Raw genomic sequence first — 19250 nt, 5'->3', positions numbered from 1 at the left:
GCAGTGAGGACTTTAGTCCTTCTTCACCTTCAAAGAGAGGACTGAAGTCCGAAGGATCGAACAGTTATTTAGTGCAATACCTAAATGTTTGACCCAGACTTGGATGTGACGTGCGATCGCAAAGTAGTAATACTTCCCCGGAATATTAATTCAGACTTGCGATCGTAGTTTGCTCACCATCACCTCCTATAATTACTTGTGGGTTCAAGTTTTTTTAAGCCCAGATTTAATGATCTCAATTAACTCCGATTCCAACCAAGGCTTATACAAGCACGAATGAAGGTTTGCTTCCTTTTTTACCCTGGCAATAGCAGCTTCATCAGCTTGACCTGTTAGCATAACTTTCACGATTTTTGGGAATTTTTGGTGGATGCAAATCAGCAGATCGTCCCCCTTCATCCCGGGCATTAACCAATCTGATACAATCACCAGAACTTGAGACTCCTCTTCAGTAAGCTCCTCTAGCATTTCTAGAGCATCCATCGCATTTTCGGCCAGTTCATAAGAATATTCAGTACCAAAAGCTGACTTGAGTTGCACTTTGAGACTCTCCAATACAGCGATTTCATCATCAACACATAAAATTACTGGTTTAGGCATTTTACTCTTTACACTAAAAATTGTGACTTGGGAATTGGAGATTGGAAATTGGGAATTGGGAATTGGGAGAAAAAGAAAGCAGAAACAGCTACCCGTCGATCCGTAATACCAGTTTCAAGAAAGAATGCAAATGTAAGCCCGCGATTCAAACCCTGATAGTCATCAGTCATTCCCAATCTCAAATCTCAAATCTCAAATCTCAAATGGTATGACTTCAGTTTTGTGCTACTAATTCCTCGGTAAATAAACTGTAAACGTGGTTTGTCTGGGAAGTGATTTTACTTCTATTTTACCTTGATGTTTGTCAATTATTTGTTTAACAATATGCAACCCTAAACCACTACCTTCCCCTAAGGATTTTGTTGTAAAAAAAGGCTCAAATATTTTCTCTTGAATATCCAACGGTATACCTTTGCCTGTATCGGCAATAGTAATCTTTATCTGCTCACCTGCCTCAATCGCGTCAATAGTTAAAGTACCTTGATAGTCCATAGCTTGTAAAGCATTGTGGACGATATTTGTCCACACCTGATTGAGTTCGTCAGGATAGCAAAGTACAGGGGGTAGTTCTGGAAGGTTCAGCACTATATTCACTCGATTTTTGATTTGATTGTGATAGAGAGTCAACACCGTTTCGATACCATCACCTATCTTGGCTAAACTCTTATCGCTCGACGGTTGACCTCCTGTGTATTCTTTGAGAGCAAATATTATTTTTGCCGCTCTATCTGCTGCTATTGCTATGGTTTGCATACCTCTTTGCATACCGGATATTTTATAAGCACTATCTAAGATATACAAACTATCAGATCTTTTTAACAGTGGCAAAAAAGGCTCTATTTTGTCATAAATTCTCATGTCCACAATCGTATCAGCCAAATCCTCGGGTTTTGCAACTTGTTCGGAGTTAAATTGACTGATAAAAAGCCTTTTCACTTTGCGGTCTTCTTTGGCAGAGAAACTGGGTTTTTCTTGGAGCGACCTATTGATTAATGCTAAAAAAATTTCCGCTTCTTCTATAGATAAAGACTGAAATAGTGCAGGCAACTGCTGTAGAGATTGCTCTAAAAACTTAAAAATGTTCCCCGCCGAAGAGCGAATTGCTCCCAATGGAGTATTGATTTCGTGAGCAATTCCTGCGATTAATTGTCCCAACGCAGCCATTTTTTCTGAATTAATTAGTTCGTTTTGAGTAGACTTTAATTCTAGCAAAGTAGCATTCAATCTCTCATTAGTTTCCGCTAGCTCATCATTTTTAGATTGCAAATTGTTTTGCAGATTTTGTAAACTCAAGTGAGTTGCGACACGAGCCAAAACTTCTTCTACTTGAAAAGGTTTGGTAATGTAGTCTACTCCGCCGACGCCAAAAGCTTTGATTTTATCCAGTACATCGCTCAAGGCACTGATGAAGATCACGGGTATGCCGCGAGTGCGATCGTCCGCTTTGAGCTTTTCGCATACTTGATAGCCGTCGATCACCGGCATATTAATATCCAGCAAAATCAAATCCAAAGCAATGGTTTGGGCAATTGATATAGCTTGGTTTCCATCCCGTGCGGGTCTAACATTGTACCCTTGTTCTGTCAAAATCCCAGCGAGAAGGCGCAAATTAGCTGGAGTGTCGTCAACTACAAGAATATTCGCCGTTGGTGGGACTATTTGCTGGCTGCTCACGATCGCTTAAACTCTCTTGTGTTATTTTTTAGAGCTGTCAATTAAAATCACTATTTTACCGCAGTTCAACTGATTTGCCAAGATAGTCGCGACTTTCACTCAACTGATACCAGTTCAAAAAAAGAATGCGACTCTATGCAGGATCCCAACCCTCATGCCAGTCATTACGAATCTCAAATCTCAAATCGGAAAATGGAAAATCGTATGAGACTGTTCTCTGAAGAGAGGACGCTGCTAGGCACTAGACGCTCATCAACCCGCTGTATGACTGTATTTTTTGTTGCTCAACCCAGGATTTTTGAAAGGAACCTGGTTTCTCGCTCTGAGAGTAAAAAAACCGGGTTCTTGAGATAAGATTATGGACTCAAACCCAAAGCTTTCTTTCCTATTTCCGGTTCATTTATAGTTGGTAATGACCGGAATGTATTCAATTTATTATATTAAATAAAGTCAGAATTACTTTGGGGCAATATTGCGTGCATTTCGTGACAGCGTTGCAGATAATTTTGCGCCACCCTATCTAGGGGATTCTTGCGTACACAATCCGCAAACAGTTCTGCCGCTTCTTGATGTTTAGCAGCAGCGTAATTATACAGTGCTTCGACAAATACGGGTAAAGTTGCTAACTTACGCTCTTTCAATTCAGGTGGATCGGCATCAAAAACTTCGTAAATTGTCATCAAATCCGATTTACCTTTTACTCGAACACAGCCGATATTTCGGATTGAGTAACTTTTGGGATCGGTCAACTGCAAAAAAGTATTTTGAGCGATCAACATCGACACCCCGTAACTTTTCGTCATAGTTTCCAGCCGCGAGGCTAAATTCACAGCGTCGCCAATCACCGTACTGTCCATCCTGTTAGTTGACCCAACTGTTCCTAACATCAATGAACCTGTATTGATGCCAATCCCAATTTTAATAGGTGCGTAACTGCAACTCATGCGATGTTGATTGTATTCAGCGAGACTGTGCAACATAGAAATTGCAGCATTCACGGCATCGCTGGCACTCTGACCGAATAAAGCCATAATTGCATCGCCAATATATTTATCAATAAAGCCGTGATTTTTAATAATGTTTGGCTCCATTCGACTCAAATAGGAATTAATAAAATTGAAATTTTCTTGAGGTGTCAGGCTCTCAGAAAGAGCCGTAAAATCCCGAATATCGGAAAACAATATTGACATTTCCTTTTCCACGCTGTCGCCGAGTCGAACGTCGCTCAAGCTATCGTGGCTTAGCAGCGAGACAAATTCATTCGGCACAAAGCGTTTAGCAGCTTCTGTTAATTTTAATTGCTGTGACAGAGCAACTTCTAACTCCTGATTGATTTTCCGAAGTTCGGCATTTTGTTCTGCTAGTTTTTTATCCTGACTGTAGCTGTGGACGGCTTCTGTCACAGTCAATCTTAAGTCTTCAGTTTGCCAAGGTTTGCCGATGTAGCGGTAGAGTTTTGCCTGTTTGATGGCATTTCCTACCGCTTCAATAGTCGCCTGACCGGTCAGCATCACCTTGAGAGTTTTGGGGGAAATTTCGTGAACTAGCCGCAACAATTCATCGCCTTTCATGTCAGGCATCACGTAGTCCGAGATAATCAAAGGGATTTCATAGCCGTCTTCGAGCAATTCAGCAATTAACTCTAGGGCATCTTTACCTCCTTCGGCAATTTCAATCTCATAAGTATTGCCTAAAGCTTCTTTTAATTCTGTTTTAAGACTTTTCAGAATTGTTTTTTCATCGTCAACGCAAATAATGACTTGTTTGGTCATAATGATAAGGCTGTTTTAATGGTTTCGATCAACTCTGATTCCGACCAAGGTTTCTGCAAACACCGATGGAGGTTGGCTTCGTCAAAAGCCCTCTTGACTGCCTCTTCATCGGCTTGACCGGTCAGCATAATTTTTACTGTTTTTGGAAATTTTTGATGAACTCGAATCAGAAATTCATCTCCTTTCATTCCTGGCATTAACCAATCCGATACAATCAAGATAACTGAGATTTCGTCGTCAGTGAATTCATCAATTAACTCTAGAGCATCGGCGGGACTTTCTGCTATCTCGTAAAGATAAGCATTCCCAAAGGCAGATTTTAGTTGCGTTTTCAGACTTTTTAAAACTACTTTTTCGTCATCAACACACAGGATAATTGGTTTAGACATTTTTGCTAATTAACTAAGTTTTAGGAGAGATTGACAGGTAGAACAACTGTAAAAGTAGTTTGGCCTGGAACAGATTCAACTTCTATTTTACCGCGATGTTTGTCAATAATTTTTCTGACTATATCGAGACCCAGACCGCTGCCTTCTCCGGGGGGTTTTGTGGTGAAGAATGGAGCGAATATTTTGGGCATTACTTCGGATGGAATTCCGGCGCCGCTATCTGTAACACCGACTTTGATATTGTTGCCTTCCTGAAGGATATCCAGAGTTAATGTGCCTTGATTGTCCATCGCTTGCAGGGCGTTGTGAATCAGATTTGTCCATACTTGATTGAGTTGGTCTGCATAGCACATTACGGGCGGTATTGTTTGGAAATTGCGGATGACTTCGACGTTGTGTTTGAGGTTATTTTGATACAGGGTGAGTACGGTTTCTATGCCTTCGGTTATATTAGATGCAGCCATCGTTTCTGATGAGTCGTAACGGCCATAGGTTTTCAAGGCGAATACGACTTTAGAAGCGCGATCGGCTGCGGTATTGATTGTTTGGGTTCCTCGCTGGATTTCGGAGAGTTTGTAAGCCATTTCTAAGATGCGATCGCGATCGACCTTTTGCAGCAGAGACAGAAAGTCGTCAGCCTCGTAAATCCCCATATCTACCAAAGTGTCGGCGATCGCATTCCCTTCGTCAATATTTTCGTCTTCGAGTTGACGAATCAAAGCCCGCTTTAACTTCCTTTCTTCTTTAGCTGTTAAAGTCAGATCTTTTTGTAGCGAGCGATACAGTAGTGTGTTAAAACTTTCAGATTCTGCGGGGGAAAGCGACTGAAACAGTGAGGGCAAATTGGTGATGGTTTGCTCTAAAAAAGTAGTCATACTTCCGGCACTCGATCGAATTGCGCCCAGAGGAGTATTCAATTCGTGGGCAACTCCGGCGACTAATTGACCTAAAGCTGCCATTTTTTCCGATTGAATCAGCTCTTCTTGAGTGGTTTGCAGGTTGTCTAAGGCTGTTTTGAGCTCTTGGGTTCTTTCGGTGACTTGGACTTCGAGAGTGCGGTTGTATTCCGCTACCAATTTCTCGGCTTGTTTGCGCTGGGTGATATCGGCAAAAGCTGCGATCGCATAACTCACCTTTCCTTTATCATCATAAATGGGCGTTCCCCAAACCTCGATCGGAATAATCTTGTCAGACTGGCGAATTTCCATATCATCAACGTTAACGCTGGCTCCCTTAAAAGCATTAGCAAGGGGTTCTTTGTCTGCTGGATAAAGTTCGTTGGTACCTGCCAGATAAGCTTGATAAATCTCTCGAAGTTCTGACTCAGTATTAGCGATGATGCCTGTACCTAATAAATCCTGAGCGCGAGAATTAACATAGTAAGGTTTGCCACTAGACTCGGCGACAAATATACCCACCGGCACTGCTTCCAAAATTTGGTTTAATCGACTTTCACTCTCAGACAATTCGGCATTCAAAGCTTGCATTTCTGTGAAAGATACTTGAAGTTGCGCCGCCATACTATTAAATGAATTGGCAAGTTCCCCGACTTCATCGGATCGGTTGAGCGTTACACTTTTGCCCCATTCACCTTTAGCAATATTTTTGGCAGCCTCGTTCAAAGATAAAATTGGTTTTGTCACCCATCTAGCCGTAACAACGCCAACAATTATCGCGACGACAAAAGCAGCAGCGCACAACAAAATAGTCGCAGTATTGTTGGCATTAATTTGTGCCATAAAATCCGCTTCGGGAACCACCACCACAATTAACCAATCCAATCCTTTGTCATCTTGCCAAGGCAGAACTTGTAAAAATTGTTTTTTCCCCTCAACATCAAATTCTAGTGACTGCGCCGTTTTCAGAGATTGAAACTCGTTAAAATTAGCTCGTAAATATTTAGCCGTGGTTTGAGTGAAAGTATTTTTACTGTCAATTGCTTTAACTCGTTCGGCTCCGTATTCTTTGTTGATGGTATGAAACGGTCTTTCTCCTGTCGAAGTTGCGACTAACATTCCGGATCGCTCGACAATAAAAACCTGTCCAGTTTCGCCGATTTTTAAGCTTTGCAAAAACTTACCAATGGTGGACAAATTAATATTAGTTAGCAATACCCCTTGCAATTTGCCTTGTTTGTCGTAGAAAGGCATAGATGCGCCGAGATAGGCAGTAATGCCAGCCGTATTGGGATAAATCTGACTCCAGGTGGGTTTACCAGCAGCTACCGCAGCTTTGTACCAGGGGCGAGTGCGCGGGTCAAAATTAATTTTGTTGTTTAATACTGCGCCGATTTCGCCGGATTCATTGGTGGCATAGGTGCGGAAATCATAGTTACTTGCTGCTGTCGATACTCTCCAAGTCAGCGAGCCATTGTCGAGCCTTTCTGCCCCCAAGTTGTCTCTTTGTTCTAATCCTAAACCGGTAAAAGTGAGGGTGTCAAATATCTGAAGCTGCCGCCAAAAATGACGCTGTAAAACAGGTACATCTTCCAGGTTGAGGGTGCCGAGTTCGATCGCAACAGCATTGATCTGGTTGACCTGATGGGGTACAGTCAGGTAAGCACCGAGATTCTGTTGGACGCGGCTGCCTACTTCTGTCATTAGTCGATCGGCAATTTCGTTGACTGCCTTCTGTCCGTTTTTAAATGAGAGATATCCTACCAGTCCCACCGCCGCGAACAGTTGCAAGACGAAGGGAACTATCAGAACTGTTCGCAGGGTTCGGGAGCGAGCAGTTTTTGCGGCTTCGGTGGCAGTAGATGGGGTTTTGTTCACAACGTTAGTGCTGGATCTAATTAGGATCGGGATTGTTTTGAGTTCAGAAATACTTGCAGGCGGGCGACATCCACCTGCAAAAAATTGACGGCCCGCCCAAATCGCCATGCCGTATTTCGCTCTCTTTGGGATGCACAGGAGTTGAGAAACCGATTTAGCAACCAGATTCGTCGCTGTCAAACCAAGATTTGTTGTAAAAACCCGGTTTCTTTTCGTAAGTTTTATTCTGGTTATTCCGTCTTGCCAGAGTCTGCTGATTTTTGAGGTGCAACTTTTGAACAGAAGCGTGCACCGCTCGACTCTACAACATTTTTTAGTGCATGAATGAATAAATACAAACGCCTGCTTTCGATTCTACAATAAATAGAGGTAATATTGCGAGCGCTGGGTCATTTGTTGCACTTTTTAAGTCAAAGTGCCGGGAGTGCAAGCTTTGGGCTGTGGTGGTAATTTATCGATCGTACAAATTCATAGCAGAAGCCATAAGCCATAAGCCATAAGCGATCGCCTGCAAGATGCCCAATAGCAGTAAGGTGCAGACACAAGCACCCGACATACTTAGGTTTTCGATTGACGGATTTGAGCGCAAAGGACGATCGCCCTTTGCGCTCAAATTGAAACTAAGTCAACGGCTGCGAATTCACCCGCCGAATTGCCACCACCGCAGGTTTAGGTGGATTATTAACTGTTTTAAGAGGCCAATTCGATCCTACGGGCACTTTTCGAGTCTGCAAAAATTCCTTACCATCAATAGTCTTCATGGCAAAATTGCGATCGTCTGCCGCCATATCCTGCCGCATTCCGTTAATTTCTCCTGGATGCTGAATTGACAAAAACAAAGTCTTTTCATCCTCAGTAAAAAACGGCCCAGTAGTTTCGCACTCCATCGGCCCAATTCCAAACAAAAAAGCCTCCCCAGCATTGGGGCCAGAAGCCGGCAAAAACCAAATTGCATTGTTACCGTACAAACCGCGCAAATTAGATTGGCTAATCGGTTTCCCATCTTTATCAACTCTGCCAGCAGCAACAGGTGCATTCAGTTTGTCAGAAGACATATCATTTACCATCCAAACATTGCCACCCTTGTCAATCAGTAAATTATCTGGATTAGAAAAACCCAATCCGCCCGAAGCCGGTTCGCCACCCGTCGCAAACATTTTCCACTGAAAAGTCATTGCAGATGGCTCGTTACCCTCTTCAACTAAGCGCATAATCCAGCCGTATTCGTAAGATTTGCCGTCCTTCCCTTGAAAAATTCGCAAATCCGGCCCGCCGTCGCTATCGCTGGCAGAACCGGAAGTAAAGGTAATGTATAGAGAACCATCAGGAGCAATTTCAGTGTCTTCGGGACGAGCAGTGCAAGTAGCTCCTGCCGCACTTGCGGCATAATGAGCATCAATTAAAATTGCACCTTGTTTTTCCTTAGCTGTGCCTTCGTAGAGGTCATTTAAAGTCTTGAATTTTTGTTTAAAAGCAACTGCTTCTGCATCTTTTTCGACTTTGACAAAACCGCCTGCGGGACGCAGCGGCAAATTAATCATTCCGCCTCCATGAAGGCTAGGCAAATCTGGATTGACAGGCGTGTCAGTTTTTAATGGAATCCACCTACCGGTGCCGTCAGCGTTAAACTTGGCAGCATAAAGCATTCCGTCTGTCAATAGCTGGGAATTAGCTTTATCTTTGGGGTTTTTAACTGCGTTTTTGCTGACGAATTTGTAAATATGTCCGCTGCGCCGATCGCACCCCGAGTAAAATGCTAATGGTTTTCCGGCTACTACGCGAATGCCTACAGCTTCGTGGCGGCAGCGTCCCAGCCAAGTGTGTTTGGTGCCGTAGTCCTTGGGGTTAGCCGGATCTACTTCTACCATCCAGCCGTATTTATTACCCGCCAAGCCGAAGACATTCCCTAAACCGCCAATTTCTTCCTTATCTATGTAGAAATTTTTATTGCTTGGATCGAAGGATGTACCGTCTGCAAACACAGGTTCCGGTACGAAATTCTGGATGTTTTCTTCCGCACTAAAAACCGTTCCCCAAGGCGTAGTCCCGCCCGCACAGTTATTAAAAGTGCCGATGATTTTTGCGCCCAACTTGTCCGAGTAGCCTTTACCTTTTTTGTTGAACACGGCTACCGCCGGGCCGGTGGATTTGAGGTAGCGCCCGTCTTCTAGGCCGGAAATACCCGTAATTCGGCGATCGGCTGGAGAATGCGTTCTTACCCATTTGCCATCATCATTTATTTTGATAGAAATTACCCCGATTCCCACCTCAATTAAAGCTGCTTTTGACACTTCCGCAACCATTTTTTTTGTCTGGTCTTTTTCCGACGCAGAAAAGGCATTGACTCCCACTTTTCCGGCGGAGGTAGCTGCCGCTTCTAACTTAGCAAAAGGCAGAGATTTCCCAATAACTTTTTGATAAGTTTGTATCCAGGGCTTGGCACTGATGTACTCGAAATTAACAGTTAGCAATCCCTGATTTTTGCCAGTTTCTACAAAGGAGAGATAGTCATTGTTGTAGCCGAAGTGAGAATCGCCCACTTTGTCTCCCCAAGCAGCTACGATATCGTAGGTAAAGCCTTCTGGAAGCAGGAGGTCGTCGGCTACTTCGTAAGCGCTGTAAGCTTGCATTTGCTGCTGGGTGGACGCACTGCTAATGGGGATGAATTGTCCAGTTTCTGTTAAGGTGCTGCTGGTTAGTAAAGGCATCGGCCCTTTGACTGGTTGGAAGTTTATGCCTCGTGCCATATTATCCACACTCTTGGCAGAGTTAACTGGCGGTGAGAAGGGCATGGCAAATTTTTGTTGGCAAGAATTGAGTGCAACACTACCGCCCGTTGCACCCAAGAAAAGTAGGAATTCTCGACGCTTGATAGTCATAGGTAAAAAAATGGTTAAGGACTAATTATCCGCAGACTATAAACTCAATTGACGGTCATTTTTTTGAAAGGTATGTTGTTGGGCTTTAGCCCCGTTTATCTATACGTCTCAAGAGGGCCCAAGCCCAACAACGTACCTATGCACTCGAACATTAATCTCTAGCTTTTTGTAACACAATTTGCTGGACTTAAGGATATATTCCAATTTAATAAAGGTATGTTGTTGGGCTTTAGCCCCGTTTATCTATACGTCTCAAGAGGGCCCAAGCCCAACAACGTACCTCATCAATAATTGCCCCATACATACAAATAAGGACACAACATTGTTGTATCCCTACCTACGTCATATTTAACTCGAACTTGTAACCATACAACAGATTAAAACAATCAACCAAATCGATAGCCGAACCCCCGTACTGTAATGATATATTCCGGTTGACCCGGATCGATTTCCAACTTTTCGCGCAGCCAGCGGATGTGAACATCTACTGTTTTGCTGTCTCCGATAAAATCTTGACCCCAAATTTTTTCCAGCAACTGATCGCGAGACCAAACTCGCCGGGGATTACTCATAAATAGTTCTAGTAAGCGAAACTGTTTAGGAGAAAATTTTACTTCAATACCGTGAACCAAGACGCGGCACTCTTCAGGATACAGAGTTATGTTCTTATATTGCAGCATCATCGGTTGTGGCAACTGACCGAGGCGCTGGCGCCGCATCAGTGCCCGACACCGGGCGATAAACTCCCGCATTCCAAAAGGCTTGGTGAGATAATCATCCGATCCGGCTTCTAGATAAAAAGCGCAGTTGTTTGCACTTCCTCTAGCACCGATAATCAAAATAGGAACGGGATTTCCTTGATGTCGTAACATTCGACACAGATCTAAACCATTAATTGAGTCCATAATTAATAGGTTGAAACCGAATTCACCGTGGTATGACGAGGAAGCTTGCACAGAAGGCAGAGCGTTGCGCCCGTCGCTAGTAACCACCACCTCATAGCCCTGTTCTTTCAGAGCTAAAGCTAGCATTTCCCGCAACAGGTCTTCACCTTCGAGTAACAAAATGCGGCCGGCTTGTCCAACAGCCAGCCTTGAAGGACTTTCGCTTAATTCAGCAGAAGACATAAATATCAGTGGGAGTTGTGTTTGTATGTGGCTAGCGGGAGGTGCCTTCTTCAGTAGCTGAGGCACTCTAGCGCTGCGATCGCTTTTTATGAACGATCGACTATTCAATCACTTATAATCTTTCGCCAGTCCATCCGACAGACATACGCTCGACTATTTCTACTTGCTCGTGCAAGAAATATAGCCGTTGAGCAGTTGCGATAGCTGCGCTGTCTGCCTGCGTCCAGGCGTTAGAAGCCTGGTCATTGTTCGGGGTCGGTATTACTTGGTAAAACATTGCCCGCTTTTAATTGACCAGGTTACACCCAATCTATAGGGAGATGGCTTTATCGTACAGGCAAAAGGTTATTAAAAGGTAAAGTTTTAGTAAATAAATGGTTAATTTATTAAAGATGAGTAATGTTGTTCTTGAAGTTTAACCGAACCCTACAGCTTTGGTTGAAGATACAATCTCGATCGGATTTACGCTCGAAAACTTGGTAACTGGAAAAATATTGGGCTAAATTAACGATTAATCTGGCAATCTGACGGGTTTTTGAGGAATAGTGTTTTGTGGGTTGGACGCGAGCTTGGTGGGTTGGACGCGAGCTTGGTGGGTTGGACGCGAGCGGGGACGCTCGCACTAAAAGCAGATCGCCCTACAACTGACCCAGGCCCGCTACGATCGACAATACGAAGTAAAAATTCTGTAGATTGCCTATAATGTTGCTGCATTTGAGTACCTGGCCCGAGGTTGAAGCTTATCTTGAGAGCTCCCGAGGCATAATTATCCCGATCGGCTCCACCGAACAACACGGGCCCACCGGTTTAATCGGAACTGACGCGATTACTGCTGGTGCGATCGCCCAGAGTGTCGGAGAAGCTGCCAATGCCTTAGTCGGCCCGACAATTAATGTCGGTATGGCTTTGCACCACACCAGCTTTCCCGGTAGCATCAGCCTCCGACCGCAGACCCTAATTCTTGTAATCAGAGATTATATCACATCTTTAGCAAAAGCTGGATTTGAGAAATATTTCTTTATTAACGGTCACGGTGGCAATATTGCCACGATGAAAGCAGCATTTTCCGAGACATACGCGCATTTGTCTGATTTGAATCTAGCAAATGCCGATCGAATCCAGTGTCAAATCGGCAACTGGTTCATGTGCGGTTCAGTCTACAAACTAGCGAAAGAATTGTACGGAAACCAAGAAGGTTCCCACGCCACCCCCAGCGAAGTTGCTGTAACCCAGTACCTTTATCCAGAAGCAATCAAGCAAGCACCGCTTTCGGAAGAAGTTGGATCTGGGCACAAAATTTATAGTGCTGCTGACTTCCGCCGCCGATTTCCCGACGGGAGAATGGGTTCAAATCCTGCCTTAGCAACTCCCGAACATGGCCAACAATTTCACGATTTAGCAGTCAAAGAATTGACTAACAATTATTTGGAGTTTTTAAACTCAGATTAACAATTGCGTGAACTTGATAAATCTGGTTTCGATCCGAGGCCAGATATCCCTAAATCTCGCTTAAAAAGCAGGGCGGTTTTATAGAAGTTACGTTGTTGGGCTTTAGCCCAAAGGTACGTTGTTGGGCTTTAGCCCAAAGGTACGTTGTTGGGCTTTAGCCCTCTTTATATATATGTCTAAAGAGGGCTGAAGCCCAACAACATACCTTAGACACGAATGCTAGGCAGCAGCTTCCTCTTCAGCTTCAGCTTCAGGTGCATCTGGGACATCTTGCTTGATCGTCAAATAGCGAATCACCTCTTCGCTCAGACGCATCGCGCGTTCCATAGGAAAAATTGCAGCGCCCGGAGCTGTATAGTTCATTTGAACGTATACCCCGTCGCGGTGCTTGCCGATTTCGTAAGCCAAGCGACGCTTGCCGCGGTGCTGAGTTTCGATATTTTCAGCACCTTGATCGCGCAAAATTGTTTGATATTTCGCGATCGCCTGGTCAGTCATTTCTTCACCCAAGTCAGGGCGCAGAATGTACATTGTTTCGTAAATAAACGGTTTCATGGCAATAATTCCCTTATGGACAACAAGGCTTCTCATGAAGCAAGGACTTATCATCATATACCAACTATGAACAATCTCAAAACTAAAAAATCAAATTCCCCAAACCGCAGTCGATCGTCGTGGAGTACGCTGTGGATCTATGGGATGATGAGCGCGATCGCACTTTTAATGCTCTTCCCCTTGCTGTGGCTGCTCAGTACATCCCTCAAAGCCCCCAGCGAAAACATCTTTCAATATCCCCCGCAACTGTGGCCGCAACAGCCAACCCTCGAAAACTTCATCAAAGTGTGGCAAACCAACCCCTTCGGGCGCTACCTGTTCAACAGCACCCTGATTGCAGGCCTCACAGTCAGCATCAATGTTTTGTTTTGCGCGCTTGCGGCTTACCCCTTAGCCAGACTTAACTTTCGCGGCCGCGAAGCCATTTTAATTACAATTATTTCCACAATCATGATACCCTTCCAAATAGTCATGATTCCGCTGTACATTTTGACAGTACAACTCGGATTAAAAAATAGCTATTTAGGCGTAATATTTCCCGGACTAGCCTCAGCCTTCGGCATATTTTTATTGCGGCAAGCATTCCTAGCAGTTCCCAAGGAATTAGAAGAAGCCGCCCGCATCGACGGCTGCACCGAATTAGGCATTTGGTGGCACGTGATGATTCCGGCAATTAAGCCGGCTTTAGTTACTTTAGGAATTTTTGTATTTATCGGTTCTTGGAGCGACTTTTTGTGGCCGCTGCTAGTTTTAGACAGACCGGAATATTATACGTTACCTTTAGGCGTAGCAAATTTAGCCGGGACATTTTCTTTGGATTGGCGTTTGGTGGCGGCGGGTTCGATTATTTCCATTATTCCAGTTTTAGGACTGTTTTTGCTGTTGCAAAAATACATTGTGCCGACAGAAACTGCCGCCGGAGTCAAGGGATAGAATTACGGAATTGGGCATTGGGCATTGGGCATTGGGCATTGGGCATTGTTAGTCTAAAATTCTTCCTTCTTCCTTCTTCCTTCTTCATACAACTCACAAAATTTATTTTTTATGTACGAACTGCCAGAGATCCGGGGGATTGTTGACCGCGCTGCGATCGTAGATACGATCGTAGGCTTTGCAAATGCGATCGACGCCAAAGACTGGGAGAAATTGCGATCGCACCTAGCGGACGAAATAGATATCGACTATTCTGACTTTCGGGGTGAAACTCCCAGACGAATAACCGCAGAAGAATATATAAAACAGCGGGTAGAGGGACTTGCAGGTTTGCTAACGCTGCACGTCAGCACCAATCATGAAGTAACTATTCATCACAATACAGCCAAATGTCAGTCTGCATACCAAATTTATCGAATTGACCCCAGTCGCCAAGCTGGAGAGAATCGGCTGGATACAGCAGGAAACTATTTTCACTCTTTGATTCAAACAACAGACGGACATTGGCTGATTGACGGAATCAAGCAAACTGTAGCAATTGTCAGCGGCAATCCTCAAGTTCACGGTGCTCTTCGCGCTAAATATTAAACCATTTTAGATTTTAGATTTGGGGATGATTTAACCTTAAATAGGTTCGTAGTGAGGACTTCAGTCCGCATAAAATCAGAGGACTGAAGTCCTCACTACGAACCTAATAACGGTATTTTTACTATAGTAAATCTCTCCAAAAATCTAACTTGCAAGTCTCTACCTCGGAGTAAAAACTGCACTAGGATAAGCAATCCGCTTGTGATTGAACTGTTCCCAAACCCGCACAAAAATCTCCGCAATTAAAGACATATTCTCCCGAGTCAAACCAGAATCCAGCAACTGATTATCCTGCCAGCGCGCCCGCAAAATCCGATTAACCATATTCAAAGCTTCCTCATGAGTGGCATCCTTGAGCGATCGCAAAGCAGCCTCACAAGAATCCGCCAACATCAAAATTCCAGTTTCCCGCGACTGCGGAATCGGCCCGTCGTAGCGAAAATCCTGCTCCCTCACTTCCCGGTTTTCGATTGCTAACTTTGAATTGTCCGCAGCAGCCAAAGTAATATTTAAATTTTCAGGTTCTTTTGCAGCAATTTGCTGCGCTTGATGGTAGAAATAAGCAATTAACATTGTGCCTTGATGTTCAGGAATAAACGCCTGAATCGCCTTCGGCAATCGATGCTTGCGCGCCATCACCATCCCCTCAGTAACGTGCTTTTTAATAATTTCGGCGCTCGCCCAAGGGTTATTAATTTCATCGTGTTTGTTGCCCCCGCCCATTTGATTTTCGCAAAATCCGCTTGGGTCGTGCATTTTTCCAATATCGTGGTATAGCGTACCAGCTCTAACTAACTCAACATTGCAGCCGAGTTCCCTCGCCGCAGCCTCCGCCAAACTAGCCACAAATAGCGTGTGCTGAAAAGTCCCCGGAGCTTCGGCAGCCAACCTCTTTAACAGCGGGCGGTTGGGATTGGCAAGTTCCGCTAGCCGGATCGGGGTAATCAAGTCGAAAACGTGTTCTAAATAAGGGCTGATGCCGATCGCCACCACGCTCCAAGCCAAACCAGCCAAACTTTGGCAACCCACCGTACCGAGTACGACGTACCAAATCGCACCGGCAGCAGCGCTAGCAATCAAAGTCCCCACCAGATAGACGCTGCCCTGAGTCAAGCCGACAGCCACGCCCAGAAGAGCCAATTCCTCGCGCGATCGCAACCTTCCGGCCATAAAAGCGCCCAGCAATCCCCCCGCCGCGCTAGCCACCAAATGAATCAACTCTACATCCAAGCCAATGGGTAGCAGCGCCGACAGCAGCCCCACCACAGTCACTCCCACCGCCGAACCGTAGAAGCCGCCTGCTAAAATCCCGATCGCGGGTAAAGTCGTCCAAGGCAGCCCCAAACTCACCAGCACCGGCGCGCTCAAAGTCAGCAGCAGCAACAGCAAATGATCTCTCCGGCGCAAGCGGTAGTGCCTTTCTACCAGCAACACGATCGCAATAGCCCCCGCGACTAAACAAACAAAACCCGCCAGCCCCAACCAATTTACACCCCGCCGGCTCAAACCAAAATAGTCCAGCAATACAAAATCTTGCTGCGCGATAAGTTTTCCTTCTGCAACAATAATATCGCCCTTCTCTACGGCGATCGTCACCGGTTTCACCTTTTGCGCCGCCAATTCCGCTAGCTGTTTGGTTTCCTCGGGATCTCTCACCAGATTTGGCTGCAAAATCGCACTTAAAGCCTCAACCGCCAAAGCTTGGGACTCTAACGGCACTTCGTCTGCGACTTGCAGCTTCACAGCTTCTTTCAAAATCTCTTTTGGCAACCCCTGCGGGATACCTTGAGCCAGCATCATTTTTGCCACCCGACTCATACCCGTTTGGGTTTTCTCCCAAGCTGCATCCGACAAATCAAACAGGGAAGTATCATAAATCTGTCGGAGCGCGGAAACCGACGGTTTTTCAAGCGCCTCCACAGCATTGGCATAGCGCCCGCGAGCCTCGGAAATACTATCTGTCAGGCTTTGAAAATCTGCTGCTCCGACCGATCGGCTGTAAGCTTGCAGTTGAGCAATCGCATCTTGCTGAGACTTGTTATCCGTCGGTGCAGCAATTGCCGGGGAATTCAAATTCAACCGCTCAAAATTTGCACTGTTGTCCCCTGCTTGCGCCAAAATCGATCGCCACTCCCACTCCGGACACCCCCTCAAGTAAACCTGAGCCGCATTTGAGAGCGCCGAGGGCGGCGCAAATGGAAACGGGCTTACCGCCCGCCGGAGTTGGCTCCCCTGTTGCCAAAATTGTTGCAATTCTCGCTCGATTTGTCGATCGACCGCGCGATCGAGCATTAATATCGGTACAGCCCCGATTCGTGCTGATGAACGGTGTTCTTCAGTAGTTTTGTGATCGGGGATGCTAACACTAGCAGGAGCCTTAATCGTCTGAGGAGCTTTCGTCCCCACATCCAATTTCGGCTGGTTGTAGAAGCGGTGGCCAAGAGTGCTGCTGAGGGAAACTACTGCTACCAGGGCCAACATCGGGGAACGAGCCTGATTTTTGAGGCTAGATTTTGAGGTTTTACTTGTCAATCTAATGAAAGTCTCGGGCCCAGGCCATTTCTGGGGCAAAAAACGGCTCAGGAGAGGCCCGCCAGGGCGATCGGCATCTGTTTTACTGTCACCATTTTGCACTTGAGCAATGTGTTGGCGCAGCGAGCGCGTAGCCCCTAGCTGCTCAATCTGTCGCATTAATGAGGAGAGCGTATTCATTTGTGTCGAAGATATATCACTGTTACTCAGCAGCTTTGTCAGAAATTCTGACTGTGCATCTTGATTGAGTTTATCCGAACTACCGTACCTGAATATTCTAAACAAGCAGGCTAATTTACCGGACTCTCGACAGCCGTTCGATTTCCTAAGTGTCGCCAACAACGCCAGCAGTTACTACCCCTTGTCTATCTCAAACAGCTCTCGTGCGCTGTGGCTAAAAACCCGCTTTCTCTGTCGATTCCTAGTTTCCCAATCCTATATTTTCCTAGAAATCGGGTTTGAGGAAGCAAGCGCCTCCGATTTAAGTTGTTACTTGTTAATTTTTAATTGTCGCTCTCCTTTCGCTGTCACTTGTGACTTGCTAATTGCTAATTGTTAACTGCTAATTCTTAATTGCTAGTTTCGGGTTTCCCCTCCTGTTCCAAAGCTTCCAACTTTATATTTTCCGAGGTCTAATGACATAAGGTGCAGCCACTGCGCGGGCTAGGGCTGCGGAATCGGGCCCCGCCGAAGGGTTGTAAACTCCAGCCCAAACTGCAAACAGGTTACTTGCTAACTCCAAAATTTTTGCATCGCTGCCCGTTCCCCACAGGGAGGGTTCTCGGCCCTCGACTAGCGGCTGCGATTCAACCGCCGACAATACTTGTCGCCATTCTACAGGAATCGCAGCAGCGCCATTGTAGGCTCCTGACAAAGCTCCCGTCAAAGCGCAGGTGAGTTGTCCGGCTATCCCGCTACGGGCGGCCCGCACTACTGACAAGCGTAAGTCTTCTGGGGTGCTCAAGAAGCAGTAGAAAGCTAGGGCAATGGGAATAAAATTTCCTGGATTGACATTTGAGTGAGTTTCTGATTGTTTCTCGCCCTCTTCTGGTTTTCCTCGCAAAGCTGTGGCGCTTTTGCACAGGTGAGTGGTGGCTGTTTCTAAATCGGCTCCCTGTTCTAGTAGTATTTGCACTTGCCGCAGCAACTCGGTTAAGGCAGTATCTATGTTTAGGTAGGCAATGGTTTGTTCGATCGCTGTCCCGGGGTCAAGTCTTTGTTTGAGCGATCGGGCGATCGCATATCCTATAGCTAACACTGCTGTCTGCAACTGTGCCTTATTTTCGTTGGGCAAAACATCTGTCGCCAGCATGATTTTTTCTCGCAGCTTGGCCTTATTTTCGTGAAAAAACATCACGCATGGCAGCGCAGCAACCGCAGCTTCACAAGGGTTAAGCAGGCTTTGAAACTCTGTGTTTGGAGAATGGTATATTTCCGACTTTGCCAATACTTCCCAAGTATCGCGCCAATCTTTTAAATCTAAACCGTTACACCGAATTAAACTTTGAGCGCACGCTACTGCAAGTCTCCCGCATTCGGAATATTTGCCCCTGAGTATTTTGGTGTTGGGAGAATTCAAGGCTAATATTGCGCCATTCAGGGTAAATTGTTGGTGTTTTGTCAGTTGTAAAATCGGCTGCAAGTCTTCGGTTTGGGGGAGGATACCCGCTAGTTGCCTCTGGTATTGCAGGCCTATAGAGTCTCCTAAAACTGCCCCCAGGATGGTTCCTTGAAACTTGCTCAACAGGGAATGCCGCATTTGAATTTAACTCAAGTTGCTACTAATTGGTCAGTTGTCAGTGGTCATTGGTCAGTGGTCATTGGTCAGTGGTCAGTGGTCAGTGGTCAGTGGTCAGTGGTTATTAGTTATTAGTTATTAGTTATTAGTTATTGGTTATTGGTTATTGGTTATTGGTTATTGGTTATTGGTTATTGGTTATTGGTTATTGGTTATTGGTTATTGGTTATTGGTTATTGG

General features: G+C 45.3%; 14 protein-coding genes. 3 read left to right on the top strand and 11 right to left on the bottom strand.

All coding sequences use genetic code 11. From position 1 onward, the window contains the following. Window positions 1-204: 204 nt before the first annotated feature. From JGK16_RS14395 to JGK16_RS14360, 8 genes are all read right to left on the bottom strand, one after another. A complete protein-coding gene (locus JGK16_RS14395; protein WP_293178050.1) occupies window positions 205-600 on the bottom strand; it encodes a response regulator in 396 nt (131 codons plus the stop codon). Window positions 601-828: 228 nt separating this feature from the next. Beyond that, entirely contained in the window at window positions 829-2274 is a 1446-nt protein-coding gene (locus tag JGK16_RS14390; RefSeq protein ID WP_293178047.1) for a response regulator, read from the bottom strand. A gap of 440 nt (window positions 2275-2714) precedes the next feature. Beyond that, window positions 2715-4046, bottom strand: a complete 1332-nt coding sequence (locus JGK16_RS14385) for an adenylate/guanylate cyclase domain-containing protein (protein WP_293178044.1) — start codon at window positions 4044-4046, stop codon at window positions 2715-2717. Then, window positions 4043-4435, bottom strand: a complete 393-nt coding sequence (locus JGK16_RS14380) for a response regulator (protein WP_293146959.1) — start codon at window positions 4433-4435, stop codon at window positions 4043-4045. Before JGK16_RS14380 ends, JGK16_RS14385 begins: the two co-directional genes overlap by 4 nt. Before the next feature lie 20 nt (window positions 4436-4455). Further along, window positions 4456-7389 (bottom strand): ATP-binding protein, encoded by a 2934-nt coding sequence (locus tag JGK16_RS14375; RefSeq protein WP_293191003.1) that lies wholly within the window; start codon window positions 7387-7389, stop codon window positions 4456-4458. Between the two features lie 440 nt (window positions 7390-7829). After that, the gene (locus JGK16_RS14370) at window positions 7830-10088 is read right to left on the bottom strand and encodes an alkaline phosphatase PhoX (RefSeq protein WP_293191005.1); all 2259 of its coding nucleotides are present in this window, start codon (window positions 10086-10088) and stop codon (window positions 7830-7832) included. A gap of 386 nt (window positions 10089-10474) precedes the next feature. After that, on the bottom strand, window positions 10475-11215 hold the full coding sequence (locus JGK16_RS14365) for a response regulator transcription factor (protein ID WP_293178035.1): 741 nt from the start codon (window positions 11213-11215) through the stop codon (window positions 10475-10477). 112 nt (window positions 11216-11327) lie between these two features. Continuing rightward, window positions 11328-11492: a hypothetical protein gene (locus tag JGK16_RS14360; protein ID WP_293178032.1), complete on the bottom strand. Its 165-nt coding sequence runs from the start codon at window positions 11490-11492 to the stop codon at window positions 11328-11330. A gap of 425 nt (window positions 11493-11917) precedes the next feature. Between JGK16_RS14360 and JGK16_RS14355 the strand changes: the two genes are divergently transcribed. Continuing rightward, window positions 11918-12664: a creatininase family protein gene (locus JGK16_RS14355; protein ID WP_293178029.1), complete on the top strand. Its 747-nt coding sequence runs from the start codon at window positions 11918-11920 to the stop codon at window positions 12662-12664. Between the two features lie 219 nt (window positions 12665-12883). Here the strand turns inward: JGK16_RS14355 and rpsF are convergent, their stop codons facing one another. Further along, window positions 12884-13219: a 30S ribosomal protein S6 gene (gene rpsF / locus JGK16_RS14350; RefSeq protein WP_293146945.1), complete on the bottom strand. Its 336-nt coding sequence runs from the start codon at window positions 13217-13219 to the stop codon at window positions 12884-12886. Between the two features lie 66 nt (window positions 13220-13285). Here rpsF and JGK16_RS14345 point away from each other — a divergent pair, with 66 nt between their 5' ends. Together JGK16_RS14345 and JGK16_RS14340 are read left to right on the top strand one after the other, a co-directional pair. Further along, window positions 13286-14152 carry a carbohydrate ABC transporter permease gene (locus JGK16_RS14345; protein ID WP_293178230.1) on the top strand — a complete coding sequence of 289 codons (867 nt, stop codon included), beginning with the start codon at window positions 13286-13288 and terminating at the stop codon, window positions 14150-14152. Window positions 14153-14263: 111 nt separating this feature from the next. After that, the gene (locus JGK16_RS14340; protein WP_293191008.1) at window positions 14264-14740 is read left to right on the top strand and encodes a nuclear transport factor 2 family protein; all 477 of its coding nucleotides are present in this window, start codon (window positions 14264-14266) and stop codon (window positions 14738-14740) included. A 159-nt stretch (window positions 14741-14899) separates the two neighbouring features. Here the strand turns inward: JGK16_RS14340 and JGK16_RS14335 are convergent, their stop codons facing one another. Together JGK16_RS14335 and JGK16_RS14330 are read right to left on the bottom strand one after the other, a co-directional pair. Beyond that, window positions 14900-17452 (bottom strand): HDIG domain-containing metalloprotein, encoded by a 2553-nt coding sequence (locus JGK16_RS14335; RefSeq protein ID WP_293203191.1) that lies wholly within the window; start codon window positions 17450-17452, stop codon window positions 14900-14902. A 436-nt stretch (window positions 17453-17888) separates the two neighbouring features. Beyond that, window positions 17889-19031, bottom strand: coding sequence for an ADP-ribosylglycohydrolase family protein (locus JGK16_RS14330; RefSeq protein WP_293191011.1), 1143 nt, complete (start codon window positions 19029-19031; stop codon window positions 17889-17891). Window positions 19032-19250: the final 219 nt, after the last annotated feature.

Source organism: Microcoleus sp. PH2017_09_SFU_O_A (assembly GCF_020738625.1).
Classification (GTDB): Bacteria; Cyanobacteriota; Cyanobacteriia; order Cyanobacteriales; family Microcoleaceae; genus Microcoleus.
The sequence above is the reverse complement of the archived record's forward strand: the minus strand, read 5'-3'. Positions and strand labels throughout refer to the sequence as shown.

Coding starts and splice junctions, on each gene's coding strand:
- JGK16_RS14395 (WP_293178050.1), bottom strand. CDS start 600: ATGCCTAAACCAGTAATTTTATGTGTTGATGATGAAATCGCTGTATTG.
- JGK16_RS14385 (WP_293178044.1), bottom strand. CDS start 4,046: ATGACCAAACAAGTCATTATTTGCGTTGACGATGAAAAAACAATTCTG.
- JGK16_RS14380 (WP_293146959.1), bottom strand. CDS start 4,435: ATGTCTAAACCAATTATCCTGTGTGTTGATGACGAAAAAGTAGTTTTA.
- JGK16_RS14370 (WP_293191005.1), bottom strand. CDS start 10,088: ATGACTATCAAGCGTCGAGAATTCCTACTTTTCTTGGGTGCAACGGGC.
- JGK16_RS14365 (WP_293178035.1), bottom strand. CDS start 11,215: ATGTCTTCTGCTGAATTAAGCGAAAGTCCTTCAAGGCTGGCTGTTGGA.
- JGK16_RS14360 (WP_293178032.1), bottom strand. CDS start 11,492: ATGTTTTACCAAGTAATACCGACCCCGAACAATGACCAGGCTTCTAAC.
- JGK16_RS14355 (WP_293178029.1), top strand. CDS start 11,918: ATGTTGCTGCATTTGAGTACCTGGCCCGAGGTTGAAGCTTATCTTGAG.
- rpsF (WP_293146945.1), bottom strand. CDS start 13,219: ATGAAACCGTTTATTTACGAAACAATGTACATTCTGCGCCCTGACTTG.
- JGK16_RS14345 (WP_293178230.1), top strand. CDS start 13,286: ATGAACAATCTCAAAACTAAAAAATCAAATTCCCCAAACCGCAGTCGA.
- JGK16_RS14340 (WP_293191008.1), top strand. CDS start 14,264: ATGTACGAACTGCCAGAGATCCGGGGGATTGTTGACCGCGCTGCGATC.
- JGK16_RS14335 (WP_293203191.1), bottom strand. CDS start 17,452: ATGAATACGCTCTCCTCATTAATGCGACAGATTGAGCAGCTAGGGGCT.
- JGK16_RS14330 (WP_293191011.1), bottom strand. CDS start 19,031: ATGCGGCATTCCCTGTTGAGCAAGTTTCAAGGAACCATCCTGGGGGCA.